Raw genomic sequence first — 19,591 nt, 5'->3', positions numbered from 1 at the left:
CCAATAAAGTATCATCGGTTTACCTGTTGAATTATCTGTTTGTAATAGTCTTCATATTGTGGCAGAATTTCCGTGATATCAAATTTCTTAGCTTGCAAATAGGCATTTTTGCGGAAAACAGACAAGCTCTCATCATCTTGTAATAGTTCGATACATTTTGCAGCCATGCCTTCCACATCTCCTACATCACACATATATCCGGTGACGCCGTCTATATTTACCTCCGGCAATCCACCAGCATTGGATGAAATGACGGGTACTTCACATGCCATAGCCTCAAGTGCGGCCAATCCGAAACTCTCATTTTCTGATGGTAGTATAAAAAGATCTGAGACTGCCAGCAATTCTTCCACCGCTTCCTGCTTACCTAAAAACCTGATTTCATCACATAGGTGCAGTGTTCTGCAAAGTTCTTCCATATGTTTTCTTTCTGGGCCATCACCGATCATCAGCAATTTGGATTTTATTTTTTTACTCACTTTTTCGAACACATGGATGACATCGTCTACTCTTTTTACCTTCCTGAAATTGGAGATGTGGACAAGGACTTTCTCCCCATCGGGAGCTATGGCTTTCTTAAAATGGTCTTTGTTGATCTTTCTGAACCTGCTGAAGTCAATAAAATTATGTATAACTTTGATTTCTTTATTTATTTTAAAAGTTTTGTTGGTTTCATCTCTGAGTTGATCAGAAACTGCAGTAACACCGTCAGATGCATTGATACTAAATTCTACCACAGGTGCAAAAGAGTGATCATTGCCCACCAAAGTGATATCCGTACCATGGAGAGTCGTCACGACAGGTATATTAATGCCATACGATTTTAGAATTTGTTTTGCCATAAATGCTACCGCAGCATGAGGGATCGCATAGTGGACATGCAACAAATCCATTTTTTCATATCTCACCACATCCACCATCTTACTGGCGAGTGATGTTTCATATGGTGTATATTCAAAAAGTGGATAATCCATAGCAGCCACTTCATGAAAATACACATTGGGGTGAAAAGATGTAAGTCTGACTGGTCTTTTGTAGGTGATGAAATGAACATCATGACCTTTATCAGCCAAGCCCAAACCCAGTTCAGTGGCAACTACTCCACTACCTCCAAATGTAGGATAACACACTATACCGATCTTCATGAATTTGGTTTTGATATCCTGACATAACAATTATCTGATAAAATCGTTTTGTTTAACCTAAAAATCTCAGGCAATTCCACTTTCATCAAAATGTAATCAACCGGAAACCTGAAATTTTTTCATTGTTAAAGATATACTCAAAATAAATTGGTTTGCGAAAAATTCATCTATTAATGTATTCATTTTGAGTATAATGGCGATAGAATTATTTTATATATGATAAAGACACGTGTATCATCCTCTTTAGAAAAATAAATTCTCGTCGGTATAAATTTATGGGTAAATTAGGTTCACAACGTGTGTTTAACAAATTGCACTTTTTCAGAGTTCTTTTTAACAGAAAAATCGTGGTTGAATTGGGTGGCTCGTCTCAAGCGTAGCTTGACAAGCTCTTCAGGAATGAGGGTAGCGAGGAAGAAACTTTGAATTTGTGCAGTTTGTTATACACACTGTCACAACTGTTGGGTTAACCCAACAGGTGCCAATCAATCGGAAAGTCCGTATAATTTGACAAAGTAGAACTATGTAGCCGCCAGGTTAGCTGGCGGTTTCTTCACTAAATTGAGCTGCCACTCAATTTTGCTAAAGCACCGTTCAGTCATGCACCATACCATGTGCAGCTATGCTGTAGCGATGCCATGATTTGTCGTCCAAAATAACTGATTTTCCCCGTAAGGTATGTATCCATCGGGTTAAATTGTGCTTTTGGCCTGTCTCGCCGCAAAGTAATCCAGGCAGATCATCACTACGGAACTCATTATAGATATTTAGGTTCAACCTTGTAATTTATTTCAAATATGCTGACCTTTCCTGATCTTTTCAAAAAGAATGGATGCTATCAATTCAAGAGATTCATGTGTCCAGCCAGCGATATGTGGTGTTAAAACTACATTTTGAAATGCATACAGTGATGAATATAATTCTTTTTCGCTATCTGAGAATGTTTCCGGTTTTTCGTTTTCAAACACATCTAAGCAAGCACCTCCTACATGCCCTGTGTGTAAATGTTCAATCAATGCTTTAGTGTCCACTATCTGACCTCGTGAAGTATTGGAGATGATGACTCCTTGTTTGCATTGTTGTAGGAAACTGCCATTGATCATGTTTTTTGTCTCAGATGTAAGTGGCAGGTGAAGGGAAATGATGTCAGCTTCATTTATGATGGTACGGAGATCTGTTTTTTCAACAAAGGCTACTGTAGCAGGGTATTTGGTTTTATATTTATCATAACTGATGACTCGTGCTCCCCAATTGTACAGTTTTTCAGCAAAGGAGCATCCTGTATGTCCCAAACCTATTATGCCGATGGTTTTTCCTCTTAATTCAGATCCTCGATTTTTTTCACGGTTCCATGAAAATTTTCTTACTTCAGCATCAGCCCGCAGGATATTGTTCATCAATGCCAATAGCATACCCATTTCGTGTTCAGCTACAGCATTTCTATTGCCTTCAGGCGAATTGTACACATTTATTCCTTTACTTTCAGCATATGCCACATCTATGATTTCCAATCCTGACCCGAGTCTGCCTATAAATTTCAGATGAATACCTTTATCAATCCTGAAACTGTTCATAATGATCTTGCTATTGATGATAATGCCATCATAGAGATGTATTATTTTCTCCAAAGCCTGATTATCGATACTTGTATCATAGGTGACCTCGCATCCTCTTTGTTTAAGATTATTGATAAGCACGTCATGCACCTTATCAGTGATCAGTATTTTCCTTGGCATCATGTCAGATATGACTTTTTATAAATCTAAAATGCAAAGTTCCTGAAATAGATCAGATTTTTTATTTTTATATATAAAGTAATAATCAGTTTTATACAAATACCAAATTTGTATATGTAAAAAATAAATTTGAAAGTTAGCTCATTTTGGGTATATGCTGTTTACATTTGTGATTAACTTTAATGATGATAATGCATTAATAATCAATATATTAATGATTGTTTTAATGTTTTAACTTTGTAAATATTTCAAACCGATCCCAATGAAAACTTACTCCCAAACTCAAAACAAAACTCTTTTCAAACTTTTTTTTCTTGTTAGTCTGATTGCCCAGTTTTCTTTTGTAATTCCTTTGGAAATTGCAAAATGCCCATCTACCAGCTTTATGATGAACTGTGTGGATGCCATCTGGAATCAAGACACAGAGTGTGTTACAGTCTCAAATATGACACCTGCATGCAGTCCCGTGGTTTCCAGTACCTATGAATGGCGGGACGAATCAGGCATCTGGAGACCTGTACCTTCTTCAGGTCAACTATGCGGGTGTGATGTATATGAATATCTGGATGTCACTCCTGTATGTCAGGTGCAAGGTGGTAATTTCATTTTGGGTGGCAGACAATTTAATAAATGTCCCGGAAGGTGTCTTACAAGAACAGATTTTACATTTTCGCAAGGTAGCTCAAATGTGGTCAACTATCCTGCATGTACACAGGACCTCAATTGTATAGAGATCACACCTGCGCAGCTACTTGCCAATGGCGGATCAATGACGGCCTACTACAGGTCCAACACACCGTCTGGCAGCGTAGTCACTATATTAAGATTTACATATAACGGACTTGGTCTCAGCTGTGCCAATATCAATGCTCAGGTAGTACAAAGGGGCAAAATATACAAACATATCTATGTGAGGAGAACAGTAACATGTGGAGGTGGTGTAACTGAAGTGTGCGAGGTTGATAAAGATATCCGGCAAGACAATTGTCTTTTGGAGGCGTTTATCAATACAGTGAATCTGGGCTCTCCATGTAATAGTTCAGGATATTCGGCATCGACGATCAATCTGTCTACTCCGGCTATTTACCAATGGACATATAATGGTACAAATTTATCAGCTTATGATCCTCCTTCACTTTATTGTCTGGCTGGAAGACCTTTTGGCACTTATTGTGCTGAGATCACTGACGCTTCGGGTTGTATGAAAGAGGTATGCAGAGTGCATCAGTCTGCAGGGTGCACCACCGGTGTCATCATAGGTCAGCTGGGCAGTAATCTTGTCGCTGAGGTAACCAATTGCGGACCTCATATGTCATCTTATCAATGGGCGAGATGGAATGGTGTCAGTTGGTCCAATGTGGGTACCAACTCCAATAGCTTCAATACCGGAGGTTTGGCGGGTGACTATAGGGTTCAGGTCACTTGTGGACCATGTATGGCATATGGCAATATTGTTATTGCAGCACCACTATTGGCAGGACCATTGCCTGTATTATTACAAAAATTCGAAGCCCTATCAGCTGTATGCGCACCGATTCAGTTGACATGGAATACCGTTTCGGAACAAAACTCCTGGGAGTTTGTCATTGAAAGAAGTATGGATGGAAAACAATTTGACAAAATCGGTCATGTCATGAGTCAAAACAAAAATAACGGATCAAATTATACATTCCTTGATAGTGAAGCTCAAAACAAGTCAGATAAAACGATATTTTACAGGCTTCGGCATTTTGATTTTGATGGTACTGAAAACATCCACAAGGTCATCAGGCATCATTACAAGTGTTCCGACGCTATACCTTCCCTATCTGTCAGCCCAAATCCTGCAGCAAACCTTATCACGATCCATCTTGCCCATGCAAAAGATGAAGATGATGTAAATATTATTATAAGATCTATTCAAGGCAGCGTCGTCAAAACGGCTAATTTGAGCGAAACAAATCAGGCTTATCAGATCAACATATCGAACCTTCCCACAGGTGTATACAGTGTCGAAGCCAATGGGAAATATGTGAAAACTTCAACAGTTTTTACTAAGGTGGACTGATAGCATTCTGGTATCTTACATCATTTTCCTCAGGACTTAGAGTTGTAAGGGAGTGTAGAGTCATTCATGACCTTTTACTAATTTGTGCACTTGTAGCAACACATTGGCTGGATTCTACCCCATAATTAGCAAGCTATTCGTACATTTGCTTTTTTTTCTAAAATAGTAATGCTACCATTCAGATTGTTGATTTTTTCTTTGTTGTCGTGTTCACTCATATTTTGTGAATACGCTTCTGCACAGGACTCTACCCAATACAGGGTAAAACAAGCTGTTATTGAATTCGGATTTGGAATGGGTGGAAATATACCGGCAGGTGACTTAAAAAACAGATATGGGCCCAACCTGAATCTGTCTACCCATACCCACTACATATCTCCAAAAGATTTTGTGATGGGTGGTGGTTTGATGTTCATCTTTGGAGACAATGTCAAAGAAGACGTACTTGCCCCTTACAGAACCACCACTGGTGTGGTCCTGGGAGATGATAATCAGATAGCTGATGTATTTTTGAGGCAAAGAGGACTTTACTTAAGCGCAGACTTTGGTAAATTGTTTCCTGTCTCTAAAAAATCCAGATCCGGTATTATGGTCATGGTTTCAGGTGGCATATTGCAGTACAATATCAGATTTACTGATGAACGCAACTCTGTGGCACAAATCAGAGCAGGCAGAAGTGTGGGTTATGACAGGCTGACAAGAGGTTTTGGGCTGAGACAATCGATAGGATACAAGCACATGAGTAATGATAAAAGGGTGAACTTTGAAGTCCTTTTTGATTTTGTTCAGGGATTTACTTCAGAAATCAGGGCTGTCAATTTTGATACTGGATTAGCCACTATACCTTCACGCAAGGACTTGATGTTTGGAGTCAGAGTGAAGTGGGACTTACCTTTTTTCTTTAGTGGCACTGAAGATATCATATATTACTGATCACGGCGACATGGAGAAGACATTGACATTCTGGGTGTACTCTTTGTTGATTTACTTGGGCAACGGGTATATCTCCTTTGGAAGTCTGGGTTCAAAAAAACTTAAACTACTTAAGTCAGGCAGAGCATCCACATGGCAAATATTAAGCACCAGAAGTCTTACAACTGGCAAGCGGATCTGGATGCACTGTGCTTCACTCGGTGAGTTTGAACAAGGTCGTCCTCTTATTGAAAAGTTTAAAGAAGAGCATCCTGATACTACGATTTTCTTAAGTTTTTTTTCGCCATCAGGTTACGAAATACAAAAAAACTATGATAAAGCAGATGTGATTTTTTACCTTCCTTCTGATACAAATGCCAATGCTGAAAAACTGCTGCAACTCATCCGGCCTGACATGGTGATATTTATAAAATATGAATTTTGGTGGAATCTGACCAGATATCTTATAAAATGTAAGATCCCGGTATTTTTGATTTCTTCAGTATTCCGGCCAAATGATTATTTCTGGCATCCATTTGTACAGCCATTCAAGCAAATTTTGAAAGAATACACACATATATGTACTCAGGATGATATTTCAGCTCAGGTTCTTTCTATACAGGGTTTTGACAATTATAGTATCGCCGGAGATACAAGGATCGACAGAGTTATTCAAAGATCAAAAATTCCTGGTAATGCGGATGCAATAAAAGAATATATCAATGGCAATCCGGTAATCGTCTACGGAAGTGTGTGGATGTCTGATATGCATGTCGTTTCAGCTACCGTATCTGCATTTCCTGATTATATTCACATCATAGCGCCACATGATATCTCAGAAAAAAATATCCATCAAATAAGATCTCAACTTCATCCATCATCAGACTTGTATTCTGCAAATGACTGGAAGGCAAATGTCATCATCATTGATAATATAGGTATGTTGGCTGGTTTGTACGCATTTGCAAAATATGTTTATGTCGGAGGTGGTTTTCAGAAAGGTATCCATAATATCCTTGAACCTGCAGTGTATAAAATCCCGGTATTCTTCGGGCCCAACCATCAAAAATTTAATGAAGCTGTCACTCTGACTACCATGAATGCAGCTATTCCTGTAGAGAATTTTGATCCAATGATTGAAAAAATCAAAAGGTTAGATTTACATCCCGTTGAATACCAAGGTATTGCTGACAGATTGGATCAATATTTTAATAAGAATAAAGGTGCTACTGAAAAAACATATAATATGATCAATTCGCTCCGTCCAGTTCAATGAGGTCAATTCGCTGCGCTCAATTCAATTAGTTCAATTGTCCTGTGGACGCAATTAGTTCAATTGTCCTGCGGACGCAATGAGTTCAATTCAATCCGCTCAATTCAATGAATTCAATTGTCCTGCATTGAACTATATTGAAGTACATTGAACTCCATTGAACTCCATTGAAGTACATTGAAGTACATTGAACTCCATTGAACTCCATTGAACTATATTGAACTTCATTGAACTTCATTGAACTATATTGAATCACATTGAACTATATTGAATCACATTCCTTACTTTTGCCCCATGAACAATCATCAAACCACCCATCTTCCGGAATTTAATGATCTGCACATAGTAGTGATCGGGGATATCATGATAGACCGATACATTTCAGGTACAGTCAGGAGAATATCACCTGAAGCACCTGTTCCCGTAGTAGATATGGACAGTATTGAAAACAGACTCGGAGGTGCGGCCAATGTAGCTATGAATCTACTTGCTTTAGGCGCGAAAGTGACACTGATATCTATCACAGGGGATGATGACGAAGGAGAAAACTTCATCCACTTGTGCGCTGCTCAAGGTCAGTTAAATCACAAAATTCTGCGTATACCCGGGCGAAAAACGACTATAAAATCCCGTATCATGGCTGGAAATCAACACCTGCTGAGGATAGATAGTGAGGATAGGACAGAATTGACCAAACAATCGTATGACAGGATTTTTCATTTTTTCTCAGGTCTCACAGAAACAAATAAAATTGATGGCCTGATATTGCAGGATTACAATAAGGGATTACTTTCTGATTATCTGATACATCGACTGATAGAGTTTTGTTTCACCAAAAAAATAGCGACCTTTGTGGATCCTAAAGAAAAAAATTTTTTCTCATATACAGGATGTACCATCTTCAAACCCAACAAAAAGGAAGTACAGAGTGCCACTGCGAATTTTACTAATGACTATAAGACTATAGGTGAAAAACTGCAAAAACAGCTTCAATGTGACACTGTGATCATCACATTGGGTAGTATGGGTATATATATTTATAGAGATAATAACGGCCATTTATATCCTACTGCTCCACGGGTGGTGGCAGATGTATGTGGTGCAGGCGACTCGGTGATCAGTATCGTCGCACTATGCTATCTGAAAAAGATGAATTTGCAGGACATTGCTAAAATTGCAAATATAGCGGGTGGTCAGGTTTGTGAGATACCAGGAGTTGGGCTGGTGAATCGGGACAAAGTACTAAAGGAATTAAAATTATTCTGGGAATAATATTTTTAAAATATTGAACAAAATGTATTTCTCATTATTCTAAAAATGTTACTTTTACAACGCTTAAAACATTTATTATATTTATAATCAAAATTAATGTTATGGAAAGATTTTTTACAAAATTTTTATTGACAGTATTAGTTTTTGGATATGTTGCGGTCAATGCACAAAAAAATAATACTTTTACGATCACTGCCCCTGATGCAATCAAGGGAGATTACAAATTAGAACGATTTTCCTGGGGTCCTTCTCCTGCAACTCCTATTGCAGGTGATGCCATATTGGTTACAGACTTAGTGGCTCCATTTCCTGATGGGTGTGACTCAATATCAACCAATCTTACTGGTAAAATTGCTTTCATAGACAGAGGTACATGTGGTATTTCTGACAAATCAGTAAATGCGCAAAAAAAGGGTGCTATCGCTGTTATCATTTGCAATACAGCTACTGGTAGTGCAGCAGGAGTAGTTGCAGCAGGAGCTACTGCGGGTACACTAAAAATTCCATCTTATATGATGAGTAATGCGGACTGTGTAAAGATAAGGACTCAACTTACTAACAATGAAATAAAAGGGACTCTAAAGAATATCACCTGTACTACTAATATAACCTACCCAGCTAATACTATCTGGGGTAAAAACCCAAAAGAAGGAGATTTTAATGGTGGGCTGAATGATTGGACAGTGTCAAACCCAAATACCTGGGAATGGGCAAGCGAAGGTGAGATGTTAAGGGGTACTTTCGGTGGTGTGGTGATGAAATCGCTATCTGCATGCAACGGAGTTGCTGAGTTTAATAGTGACTACTTAGACAACTCCGGACTTTGTCCGGAACCTTGTAGCGGGTCACTCATTTCACCATCTATTACAATTCCTCCAGGTGTAAAGGGTTTAGCCATAGAGTTTTCTCAAGCTGTCAGACATTTTCAGGGGTCTGTTTACAGACTAGTCCTGAGTAAAGATGGCGGAGTTACCTGGCCAGATACAATTAACCTAAATAATGGCCTGTATGGTAACGATGCAGCAGCAGAAAGTATAAGAGAACGTGTTGCATTGCCGGCAGCATATACTACTTTGCCGAAATTGAGATTTAGATTTGACCATGTAGGGGCTTATTATTTTTGGGGTATTGATGATGTTATTGTATTGGATCAGGCACCATATAACGATGTAGAAGTCAGACAAAATTTTTATGCTGTTGCACCATCTTTTAAGACACCTATATCACAGGCACAAGAAATCCCACTTTTAGCTGACCTAGGAAATAAAGGAAATGTGAACGCCCAAAATGTTATCTTGACTGCCACTATGAAATCAGGAACCACAGTATTACAGCAGGAAACAAATAATTACAATGTTGTCCCTGCCTATGGTTCTAATGAAAATAAAGTTTTCCCAAAAACAATGACTCAACCTACTACCGCCGGGGTATATAATATTGAGTACAAGGTAAATTCAACAGGAGACATTGACTCTACAAATAACAAACAAGATTTTAATTTTGTAATGACCCCGAGTACTTTCGGAAAAATACCTACCGAACTGGAAAATGGTAGTAACTACTTAGGATTTGTGTATAACAATCTCACCTTTTGGAGAGATGTAAAACACTATTCTATTGGGAATGCATTTTATGTCAAAAACAGTAAAAACTCAAGCGGAAGTGCGTTATTGCTGGCAAAAGTTAGATTTGGTATCGGAAACACTATAGCTAGCGTTGCTAATTCAGTGATCAAAATAGATGTATATGAATTTTTGGATAAGAATGGTGATGGAGATGTGACTGACGCAAGCGAAAAGAAGAAAGTTGGAACAAATGTTGTTTTTTTGACATCAGATATCACAACACCACGCAGAATTGAAGCAGATGTTTTTGTGCCTGAAGCTGATGGTAGTATATCAGATAAGAAATTAAGAGTAAAATCTGAAACTCTCTATCTTGTCGTCTTACACACTGAACCTGCAGCTGCATCCACACCTCAAATTCAGATATTGGGTTATGATCCAAGGACTCTAAACACCATTGGAAGAGATTATTATTATGGAGCTACTAATTTGGCTTATGATTCTTTAGGGTTATTACGGTCTGCAAGTAGTTTTGGAGGTAAAGGAGATTCTCCTGATGACAATGATACTCGAGAGATATTCAGAGTTGACTTCAAAACTGCGTTTATAGAGATGGATCTAGCCTTAGCTTCTTCAACATATGACATTGCAACATCCGGCGAAGCCACTCTCTTCCCCAATCCGGCATCATCTGAACTATATATAGACCTTTCCCTACATCAAGTATCTAAAAATGTAAGAGTGGATCTGATGTCTATAGATGGAAGAACAGTGACTTCAGCTTCATTCCAACAAGTACAGGAATCGAGATTGAGATTGGACCTTACAGATATCGTATCAGGTACATACAACGCACTCATTCATACAGATCAAGGAGTCATCACTCGAAAAGTAGTGATACAAAAGTAAATCACAGTATTTTTAAATATAGGGAAAGGGAAGATGTTTTATTAATATCTTCCCTTTTTATTGTGCGCCAAGCATGTTTAATATCTAAGGGGTGAAAGTCCTCGACGAGCCAGCCGATAGGAATCGTTAGCCAATAGCAAGGGTGTCTTGAGTAATTGAGAATCTGAAGGAAGCAGGCGGCAAAAGTGTGATTGAACGAACAGAAACATATTATAAGGCTTACATTGTGGGTAAGTGAGCAATAGATTGCGAAGCCCAATAGTCGGACGTAAACAATGGTAGTAAAATATGTCAGTTACACGGAAAGAGATTGAACTTACCTTGGAAGATCTGACATCACGTCGACGTGGGATCAGTCTGGATCAGTTGATAAAGGAAGTAAATAGCTTATTGCGTGGTTGGTTACAATACTTCAAGAGATCAGAAATGAAATCGAAGATAGAAAGAATCAACAGCTGGCTGAAAAGACGAATAAGATGCTTTAGGATAAAACAATGCAAACGCAAGATTGGTATTGTCAGATTCCTAAGGAGCCAAGGCGTAGGTGAGAAATTGAGCTGGCTGACAGCCCTAAGTGGCAAAGGTTGGTGGCGTATATCTAACACTCCAGGCACCAATATCGGGATGAATAACGAGTGGTTTACAAAGATTGGATACTACGATTTAGTCTCCAACTACAACCATCTGCACAAATCCACCTAAAGAAACCGCCGTACACGTAAGTACATACGGTGGTGTGAGAAGACGACAAAGGTAATCTATTTTTTTAATTACCTTTGTCTCTTACTCGATTTTCACAATGATGATTTTCAAAATTTTACAAAATTTTTTCTGCAAAAGGAGCGTTTTAATGCTAAATTCATTCTATTAAGGTATAAGCGTACATTTTGAAGCTTAAAAGCCTTATTTTTAAATTTTGAATCACATAGCATGATCTTAAGATTTCAATATATAATATTACTGACATTGCTGATGATGGTATCATGTCATAAAGATACAGAGACATTTACATCAGAAGTCATCAAAGTTCATACACCTTTGGTAGTAAAAGAAATTACCGGAACTGTGATAGGCTATGTTTACGACGAAAAAAATCTACCGGTAGCAGATGCAGATGTCATGACATACAGCGCCTCGACAAAGACCAACCGGCATGGAGCTTTTGTTTTTGAAAATGTAAGAATGGACGAGCAAGGCACTTATATCAGAATCACAAAAAATGGCTGGTTTCATGCCTCCGACTTCATCTATCCGGCAGCCCAATCCACTACATATTCCTACACCAGGATATATAGATTGGAAAATGAAATTTCGATGGATGCAAGTTCAGGTGGAGCAATATCTATAAGTGGTGGAGCAAAAGTGATATTCCCATCCGGAGCTATTGCTGATAATAAAGGAAGCAACTACTCAGGTATGGTAAAAATATTTTCAAAATACCTCCATCCTGATGATCGTGATCTGGGACATAAAATGCCCGGTGGCCTGATCGCTGATGCAGCCAATGGCAACACCGTAGCTCTGGGAACATTAGGTATGGTCGCTGTCGAACTCAGAGATCTTCAGGGTAATCCGCTCCAAATAGCTAAAGGCAAAAAAGCCACCATAGAGTTTCCTGTCAATACATCATACAAGCCCTCGGAAATCCCTTTATGGTCTTTTGACGAGGTCAAAGGTAGGTGGAAGGAAGAAGGAAAAGCAATGCTTTCAGGCAATAAGTACATAGGTGAAGTAACTCACTTCAGTTTCTGGAACATTGATGCACCATTTCCATTGGTAGACGTCTGCGGCAAAGTAGTAAATGAAGACGGCAGCCCTGCTCCAAATATTTCTGTAAAGGTCGAAGCAGAAGGTATCGGAACACATTTTGGAGCGACAAACTCCAAAGGAGAATTCTGTGGTAAAATGCCAAAAGGAAAACGACTTCGGATTGTAGCCTTTCACCCGGCATGTAAAAATGACATTTCTGAAGTCAATTTGGGTCCTTTTGATGTCAAAACTGTCTTGGATAACATCAAAATAAAGGCTCTAAAATCTTTTAAAATCAAAGGAAAAATACAATGTAACAATAACGCTGTCACTAATGGAATTGCCGTCATCAAAGTAAAAGAATCCAGCCTGATCATCAAAGCAGAAAGCGATGGATCCATCAATGCTGACCTTTCATCATTTCTATGTGGTGAAGATGCACCTGTCATGATTTTTGCTTTTGACAGTAAAACATCCGAAACCAGTCCCTCTATCAATGTGACAACTGCCAATGCTCAAAACCTGATCCTGAATGTTTGTGCTGCAGCAGCATGTGACCTTAAAGTAGATATGGTGTATGACTGCAACAAAACCATTACGGCCAATGTATCCGGAGGCAGCGGTAACTATACTTATACATGGAAAGACAATACCAGTAAGGATAAATCTCTTGACATTCCAGGCCAGGACTCCATCTTTGAGAGTAAAACATATTGTGTGACGGTAAAAGATGTCACCAACAATTGTGAAAAAACATTCTGTAAGGAAGCAGGAGGAAAGTTGGTTGCAGGTATAGAAGCTGATTGTGAAAACGGAAAGCTGTATGTATATGTTAGGGGTGGTGTTCAGCCTATCAAATTTAAGTGGACGGATGGCAGTACTGATAAAGAGTTTAAAGCTCAGGCTGATGGCAAATATTGTGTGACCGTCACAGATGGTGCAGGATGTACAACTTCTATCTGCGAGGAGATTTCCAAATCAATTAATCTCTCCAATAGTGCAGCTTCATGCAGTAAAAACATCTACAATATAACAAGCGGGCCATTTGAATCAGGAAAAGTGTTGGGTTCAGGGTTAAGCGGTAATCAGGATTTGACCTTCCCTATCAAAATTGATGTTTTCAAAACAGGATTTAATTTTGGGATTCAACTGAAAAGTGGACAATGTACTATCGTCAAGCAGTACAAATTACCTCAATTGATACAGGGAGTCACTTTCAATATTGTCAATCCTACCTGCAGCAATTGCACTGACGGAAAGATCAATGTCACTGTGAATAATAATGCTCCATGTAATGAGTGCAAAATAGGTGAGATAAAAATATTTAAAATAGACGATATTGCTTCAGACCTGTCGACAACGAATAAGGATGGGAAAATGGCAAAAGGAGAATATTACGTGGTCATTACAGATGCTGTATCAGGTTGTTATATCTCAATAAATAAGGTAAAAGTTAATTAGTCTAAAAATGTGAACCCGGACCATATAGAAGATATAATCAAAGGATGTAAAGAGGGAAACCGAAGATGTCAGGATGCTCTGGTGCAAAAGTTCGCTCCGGGGCTCCTGTCTTTATGCCTGCGATATTCTTCTGACAGAGAGTCAGCCCGTGATGCTTTGCAGGATTGTTTTATCAATGCGTTCAAATACATTCATTCATTTGAAGGCAAAGGCTCATTTGAAGGATGGTTGAAAAGGATTGCTGTCACTGCTGCGATCACCCACCAAAAGAAGTATAAAAAGATATACTTTGAAGAAATCACTGAGGAAGCCAACTGGGCATATGCTGATATTCCTGATATATACAGCAAAATTGGGAAAGATGAAATTCTGGCGTTGTTGAAGAAACTGCCGGAGAGTCTTTATCTCGTATTCAATCTATATGTAATAGAAGGATATCAACATAATGAAATCGCAGAAATGCTCGGAATAACAGAAAGTACATCAAGAGCCGCTTTGTGTAAAGCCAGAAACAGACTGTCAGATATTTTAAAAAATCAGAATGAGCTATATGTAGCTCACGCGTCATAAATACATCGATATGGAATATAATAAACTTGAAGACCATATAGCCAATGTGCTGCGTCAGGATCAGGCAGAGATAGACATCGAAGCCTTCATTCAGGATCTGCACCCCAAAAAAAATCGTCGATTTCCAGCCTGGATCTGGATATCAGGCATATTTGTCATTGGACTGATTGGAGGAGGACTTTACATCTCATCACACAATAATACCAAAATCACTTCGGGTATAGCTAAAGATACAAAAATTCAAAACAATGCTTTATCATACGATCATTCACTTTCCAAATCAGCTACTCAACAATCAATAGATGATTCAAATAAAACGGAATTATCAAATACAATATCTGTTAACGAAGAAAATAGTCATCAAAAAAGTTCCAAAAGTATTGTACAGTCTGAAAATAATAGAAAAAATGTCTATACCCGAGATTCAAAAATTAAAAAGTCAAATTCACTTTTGAATGAAAATGAAAATGGTGTTTTAATGGACCAATATGAAAACATCAATAAAAATAACGTGAGTAACTCGATCTCTTCTAGTAATCAATCCATGGAAAATAAGGAAAATTATTCCACTATTCAAAACAAGATTAATATATCTCCTTTGACATTTGAAAATGAAAATCTTTCATCTTCCGTTTTTGGTAAAATAAAAACAGGTAATGTCATCTGCCCTACTTTTCAGAAAAAAGGAAGATTTGCCTTGGACATCATTCCTGAAATCGGATACTTCAGACCTTTTAAAAAACTAGAATATGATGGCAATGAACCAAACAATATTTATACACTGAGAAATCAAAATGAATCAACATTGGAAGGCTTAAATGCCGGGATATATTTCAGGCTATCTAATGACAAACTTCCGTTATTTTTTCAGGCAGGAACTTCATTTTCTCGTATGACTGAAAAGATGCCTTTGGATTATGCTTATACCAAAAGAGATACAACGCGAGGTATTATATCTATTACCCAGTCTCAATCCGGAGATACTGTAACAGTCATCTATGGCGACATTATTCAGGAAAACAAAATATCTGGAAGGAAAACAAGTCATCATCATTTTACACTGATCGATGTGCCGGTTTCAATAGGCTTTGAAAAAAGTTTTGGATCCTGGTCTGCGGGTATAGAAGGTGGGGTTGTTATTAATTTAGCTCTGAAAGCTGGTGGCCAGATATTGGCATCAGATACATCATTTACGGCAATAGACCAACCTGTGGAAGCCTACAAAAACCGATTGGGTCTCAGTTATTTCGGAGGTCTCTTTATCACAAGAAGTATTGACAGAGTGGGCAAATTTTATATTGCATTAAGAGGCAGATACATGCCGAATAGCTTTTCATCAGAATTTAACAGAATCAGGCAATCATATCATATTTTAGGATTGAATGCCGGATATGTGTACTCGTTTTGAGCCGATTTGCAGATAAATTAGCCTAAGTTATCTGAGAAAAAGAATTCCTGATTTTGATTTATCAGGATTACATGGTTTATTTCCTACTTTTGAGCCTGAAATAATATCAAATCCATCTTTGAGATACTTTGTCAGACTTTCTTATTGCGGGACAGCGTATAATGGATGGCAAAACCAACCACATGCCGGTACTGTGACCGTACAGGATGTCCTGGAAAAAGCCATGTCCACTTATCTCCGCACCACAATCCAACTTACAGGTTGTGGACGCACAGATACAGGTGTGCACGCACGCGACTACTATGCACATTTTGATGTAGAAGCGCAAATCACAGATATAAAACTTTTTGTATACCGCATCAATAAGATATTGCCAGCAGATATTGCAGTACACGATACCTTTGTGGTACAGGATGATGCACATGCCAGATTTGATGCCATATCCAGGTCATATGAATACCATCTGCATACATCCAAATCTCCTTTTCTTGTTCACTCTATGTACTATCATTATGACATCAATGACTTTGATCTGTTAAATCAGGCAGCAGCATTGATCAGTGAGTATCAGGATTTTACCACTTTTTGCAAATTGCATAGTGATGCGAAGACGATGGACTGCAATATAACTGAAAGCACATGGATAAAAAACGAAAATACGTATATTTACAGAATCACTTCAGACAGGTTTTTGCGTGGGATGATACGCCTTATCGTAGGTATGTGTCTGAATGTATCATCGGGAAAACTGACGATTGATGAAGTCAGAGAAGCTATGGAGGCCCGTAAAAGAACCGGCCATGACTGGAGTGTGCCTGCGGTAGGACTTGTGCTTTGTGATATTAAGTATCCTTATTTGATGTGAATGGAAAGCTATTTTTCATCCATATCTATTAAATCTCCAGCAGTTCAGCATAGTGGAAAACATCCTTTTCGGGAAATAAAACTAAAATTCTAATGTAAAAAATCAGAAATGTAAATTAAATGCTTTATTTTTACAAAACATATCAGCGATATAGAACTAAACTATTGTATATGAAATGGAGATCGCCGATAAAAATTTAATCATTTGAATAATTGAAAAGTTATGAAATTAACATTAAAGTATTTAGACAAGGTTAGGAGTGTTTTCTGAATTCACTCCTTAATAAAAATCAGTCAAACTACGATACTAAATTTATTTTGTAAAAAAAAACATAATGATGAAAAATTTAACTCCGATAATTATTATCATGCTTATTGCATTGACCCATTCATACTCTCAGGTATTTACACGACACTTGTCTGAAGAACAAAATATAAAAGACTTCGTACCATATCCATTGGATAAAGAAATTGAATACTATCGTCAACCCGATATCGATTTTAATCGGGTACTAGAAGATGACAGAAAAAATGGGATAACATTACTGAGAGTTGCTGTAAAAGTAAACAAAAACTACACTGTAGATGATGGAATTTGGACCCAATATGGTGATATCATGATATGGCAGATAGGGTTTTCAGCCCCTAAGGCCAGATCGCTTAATTTTTTGATAAGTGAGCTCAACTTACCAACGGGCTCTGAGATGTATATGATCTCCAAAGACAAAAACATAGTACATGGGCCCATCTTGCCATAGATGATATACGAAAAATTTTACGCATCAGATATTATACAATCGACAGATGTAAGTATCATGGTCAAAACTGATAAAGTGAATATGCAACTATTTACCATCCTCATCGACGCAGTATGTCAGGGAATCAAATATGGATCGGGTGATCGAAACGGGTTTGGATCTGCTGCTTCCTGCAATTATGATGTAAATTGTCCATATGGGATAACGCGACAGCCTGAAATTGATGCCGCTGTTTTAACATTAGTAGATGGTGCGTTCCATTGTTCAGCAACATTATTAAACAATCAGTGCCAGGATTTTAAACCATTTGTACTGACTGCTGATCACTGTGTGGCTCACCCAAGTTGGCAACAATATCATTTATGGACATTTAGATTTAAATACGAGTCGGGAAATCCATTATGTCCGGGAAAACAATCAGTTTATGGAAACCAGGGTACATGGTTTACTATGAGTGGTTCACAACTAAGAGCACGATATGCACCTACGGATTGTGCATTATTGGAAATAAACGGTAGTTTGCCACAAAGACCAGACATTTCGCTAGCAGGGTGGGACAGGAGTGGAATCACACCTACTTTTGGCTTTGGTATCCATCACCCTGTCAGTGATGCAAAAAAAATTAGTTTAGAAATTAATCCGTTCACACCATATGACCGTTTCAACATAGGCATACAAGACCATTGGAGAGTGGTGTTTGACTATGGTATTATTCAAAATGGATCTTCAGGCTCTGGATTATTTGATAATAACAAAAGGATAGTTGGTAATTTACGAGGTAACCCAAATAACCCATGTCCTCAAGGAAGCCCATCGTTTTTTGATGACAACTGTTGGTGTGTAAATAATCCATCTGTAGGAGCTTATGGCAGGTTTGACTATTCTTGGGAGGGCGGTGGCTCTAATAGTACACGACTTAGAAATTGGCTTAATAATTCAAACTCGTTAATGACTTTAAATACAATACGCACTTCGTGGATAAGCCCTTATGTGCCCAATAATGGGGTTGAATATGTTTGTACGACAAATAAACTATTTACACTGAATGATCAGATACCCGGCAGCACGGTATCCTGGTCGGTATCCAATCCATCTCTGTTTGCAATTTCAGGAGGGGCAGCTACCTCAGGCACTGGTTTTAATGCCACACTTAGAGCTGCGTCACCTCATGTATTTGGTAGTGCGATATTAACATTTACCATGGCTAATACTGGATGTAACAATACTTTAATTGTAACCCGGCAAATTTGGGTTGGCAAACCAGGTCTACCTATAACATCCCCTACAGGAATTCCAGCTGTTGAACTAATAGTGGGTAATACACATACAGTCTATCTCAGCTCTGCACCTGGAGCTACTACATTTACTGCAGACTGGTTTGGAGGTGGTGCAGTTTCCAGGGTCGATGGAGGGACGTACACTATGTCTGCTACTTTTCAGGGCAACTATGTTGGTAGTGGTAGATGGCAGGTAGTCACATCCAATTCTTGTGGTACCAAGATCAATACTGGTCAATACAATGTGGTACAAACGTGCCAAATATGTCCCAGGATAAATTTAAATAATCCAGTACAAAATGTATTGACGGCTATGGTGCCTGAAACTTATATAACTAAAGATGCCTCAGGTAATAGATTAAACATAGAAGGTGATTTTATCCTAATGGATCAAAATGGGTTGACGGTCAGATCAGAAAAATTTCAGGATGATCGGCATACTACTGATGTATCAAGTATAAAATCAGGTTTGTACATATTGAGGATGAAGACTCAAGACTATGATCTTACAGAAAAAGTAGTCATCATCAAATAAGTAAAACATTACAGAACCGGGGCAGGTTATTTAAACAAAGCCTGTTCCTGTTCTATATTGTTCTTTTCTTAAAAATTTTAAATACTCATCACCATGCAAAAAATCATAAA

Annotated in this window: 16 protein-coding genes; 12 read left to right on the top strand and 4 right to left on the bottom strand. The window is 38.2% G+C overall.

The window, feature by feature from the left end; translation table 11 throughout:
* Nucleotides 1-11 precede the first annotated feature (11 nt).
* The 3 genes from bshA to IPK35_00540 form a co-directional block, all read right to left on the bottom strand.
* Nucleotides 12-1,145 carry an N-acetyl-alpha-D-glucosaminyl L-malate synthase BshA gene (bshA, locus tag IPK35_00550; protein MBK8051787.1) on the bottom strand — a complete coding sequence of 378 codons (1,134 nt, stop codon included), beginning with the start codon at nucleotides 1,143-1,145 and terminating at the stop codon, nucleotides 12-14.
* A 594-nt stretch (nucleotides 1,146-1,739) separates the two neighbouring features.
* Complete coding sequence (locus tag IPK35_00545) at nucleotides 1,740-1,922, bottom strand: hypothetical protein (GenBank protein MBK8051786.1); 183 nt, start codon at nucleotides 1,920-1,922, stop codon at nucleotides 1,740-1,742.
* Between the two features lie 14 nt (nucleotides 1,923-1,936).
* Nucleotides 1,937-2,884, bottom strand: a complete 948-nt coding sequence (locus tag IPK35_00540) for a hypothetical protein (protein MBK8051785.1) — start codon at nucleotides 2,882-2,884, stop codon at nucleotides 1,937-1,939.
* A gap of 259 nt (nucleotides 2,885-3,143) precedes the next feature.
* Here IPK35_00540 and IPK35_00535 point away from each other — a divergent pair, with 259 nt between their 5' ends.
* The 3 genes from IPK35_00535 (at nucleotide 3,144) to IPK35_00525 (ending at nucleotide 7,116) form a co-directional block, all read left to right on the top strand.
* Nucleotides 3,144-4,928 carry a T9SS type A sorting domain-containing protein gene (locus IPK35_00535; protein ID MBK8051784.1) on the top strand — a complete coding sequence of 595 codons (1,785 nt, stop codon included), beginning with the start codon at nucleotides 3,144-3,146 and terminating at the stop codon, nucleotides 4,926-4,928.
* 168 nt (nucleotides 4,929-5,096) lie between these two features.
* Nucleotides 5,097-5,861 carry a hypothetical protein gene (locus IPK35_00530; GenBank protein MBK8051783.1) on the top strand — a complete coding sequence of 255 codons (765 nt, stop codon included), beginning with the start codon at nucleotides 5,097-5,099 and terminating at the stop codon, nucleotides 5,859-5,861.
* Entirely contained in the window at nucleotides 5,833-7,116 is a 1,284-nt protein-coding gene (locus IPK35_00525) for a 3-deoxy-D-manno-octulosonic acid transferase (GenBank protein MBK8051782.1), read from the top strand. Before IPK35_00530 ends, IPK35_00525 begins: the two co-directional genes overlap by 29 nt.
* Before the next feature lie 82 nt (nucleotides 7,117-7,198).
* Here IPK35_00525 and IPK35_00520 read toward each other — a convergent pair whose 3' ends face one another.
* The gene (locus IPK35_00520; GenBank protein MBK8051781.1) at nucleotides 7,199-7,351 is read right to left on the bottom strand and encodes a hypothetical protein; all 153 of its coding nucleotides are present in this window, start codon (nucleotides 7,349-7,351) and stop codon (nucleotides 7,199-7,201) included.
* 56 nt (nucleotides 7,352-7,407) lie between these two features.
* Between IPK35_00520 and IPK35_00515 the strand changes: the two genes are divergently transcribed.
* The 9 genes from IPK35_00515 (at nucleotide 7,408) to IPK35_00475 (ending at nucleotide 19,481) form a co-directional block, all read left to right on the top strand.
* Entirely contained in the window at nucleotides 7,408-8,385 is a 978-nt protein-coding gene (locus IPK35_00515; GenBank protein MBK8051780.1) for a carbohydrate kinase, read from the top strand.
* Between the two features lie 101 nt (nucleotides 8,386-8,486).
* Entirely contained in the window at nucleotides 8,487-10,859 is a 2,373-nt protein-coding gene (locus tag IPK35_00510; GenBank protein ID MBK8051779.1) for a T9SS type A sorting domain-containing protein, read from the top strand.
* A 288-nt stretch (nucleotides 10,860-11,147) separates the two neighbouring features.
* Complete coding sequence (locus IPK35_00505; protein ID MBK8051778.1) at nucleotides 11,148-11,561, top strand: hypothetical protein; 414 nt, start codon at nucleotides 11,148-11,150, stop codon at nucleotides 11,559-11,561.
* 228 nt (nucleotides 11,562-11,789) lie between these two features.
* Nucleotides 11,790-14,069: a hypothetical protein gene (locus IPK35_00500; GenBank protein MBK8051777.1), complete on the top strand. Its 2,280-nt coding sequence runs from the start codon at nucleotides 11,790-11,792 to the stop codon at nucleotides 14,067-14,069.
* A gap of 9 nt (nucleotides 14,070-14,078) precedes the next feature.
* Nucleotides 14,079-14,639 carry a sigma-70 family RNA polymerase sigma factor gene (locus IPK35_00495; GenBank protein ID MBK8051776.1) on the top strand — a complete coding sequence of 187 codons (561 nt, stop codon included), beginning with the start codon at nucleotides 14,079-14,081 and terminating at the stop codon, nucleotides 14,637-14,639.
* A gap of 10 nt (nucleotides 14,640-14,649) precedes the next feature.
* Nucleotides 14,650-16,047 carry a hypothetical protein gene (locus tag IPK35_00490; protein MBK8051775.1) on the top strand — a complete coding sequence of 466 codons (1,398 nt, stop codon included), beginning with the start codon at nucleotides 14,650-14,652 and terminating at the stop codon, nucleotides 16,045-16,047.
* Nucleotides 16,048-16,165: 118 nt separating this feature from the next.
* Nucleotides 16,166-16,912 carry a tRNA pseudouridine(38-40) synthase TruA gene (gene truA / locus IPK35_00485; GenBank protein MBK8051774.1) on the top strand — a complete coding sequence of 249 codons (747 nt, stop codon included), beginning with the start codon at nucleotides 16,166-16,168 and terminating at the stop codon, nucleotides 16,910-16,912.
* Between the two features lie 334 nt (nucleotides 16,913-17,246).
* Complete coding sequence (locus IPK35_00480) at nucleotides 17,247-17,669, top strand: hypothetical protein (protein ID MBK8051773.1); 423 nt, start codon at nucleotides 17,247-17,249, stop codon at nucleotides 17,667-17,669.
* Nucleotides 17,670-19,481 (top strand): T9SS type A sorting domain-containing protein, encoded by a 1,812-nt coding sequence (locus IPK35_00475; GenBank protein MBK8051772.1) that lies wholly within the window; start codon nucleotides 17,670-17,672, stop codon nucleotides 19,479-19,481.
* Nucleotides 19,482-19,591 lie beyond the last annotated feature (110 nt).

This window comes from Saprospiraceae bacterium (assembly GCA_016713025.1).
Taxonomy (GTDB): domain Bacteria; phylum Bacteroidota; class Bacteroidia; order Chitinophagales; family Saprospiraceae; genus OLB9.
Note: the sequence above shows the minus strand (reverse complement) of the source record. Positions and strands in the feature narration are given on the sequence as shown.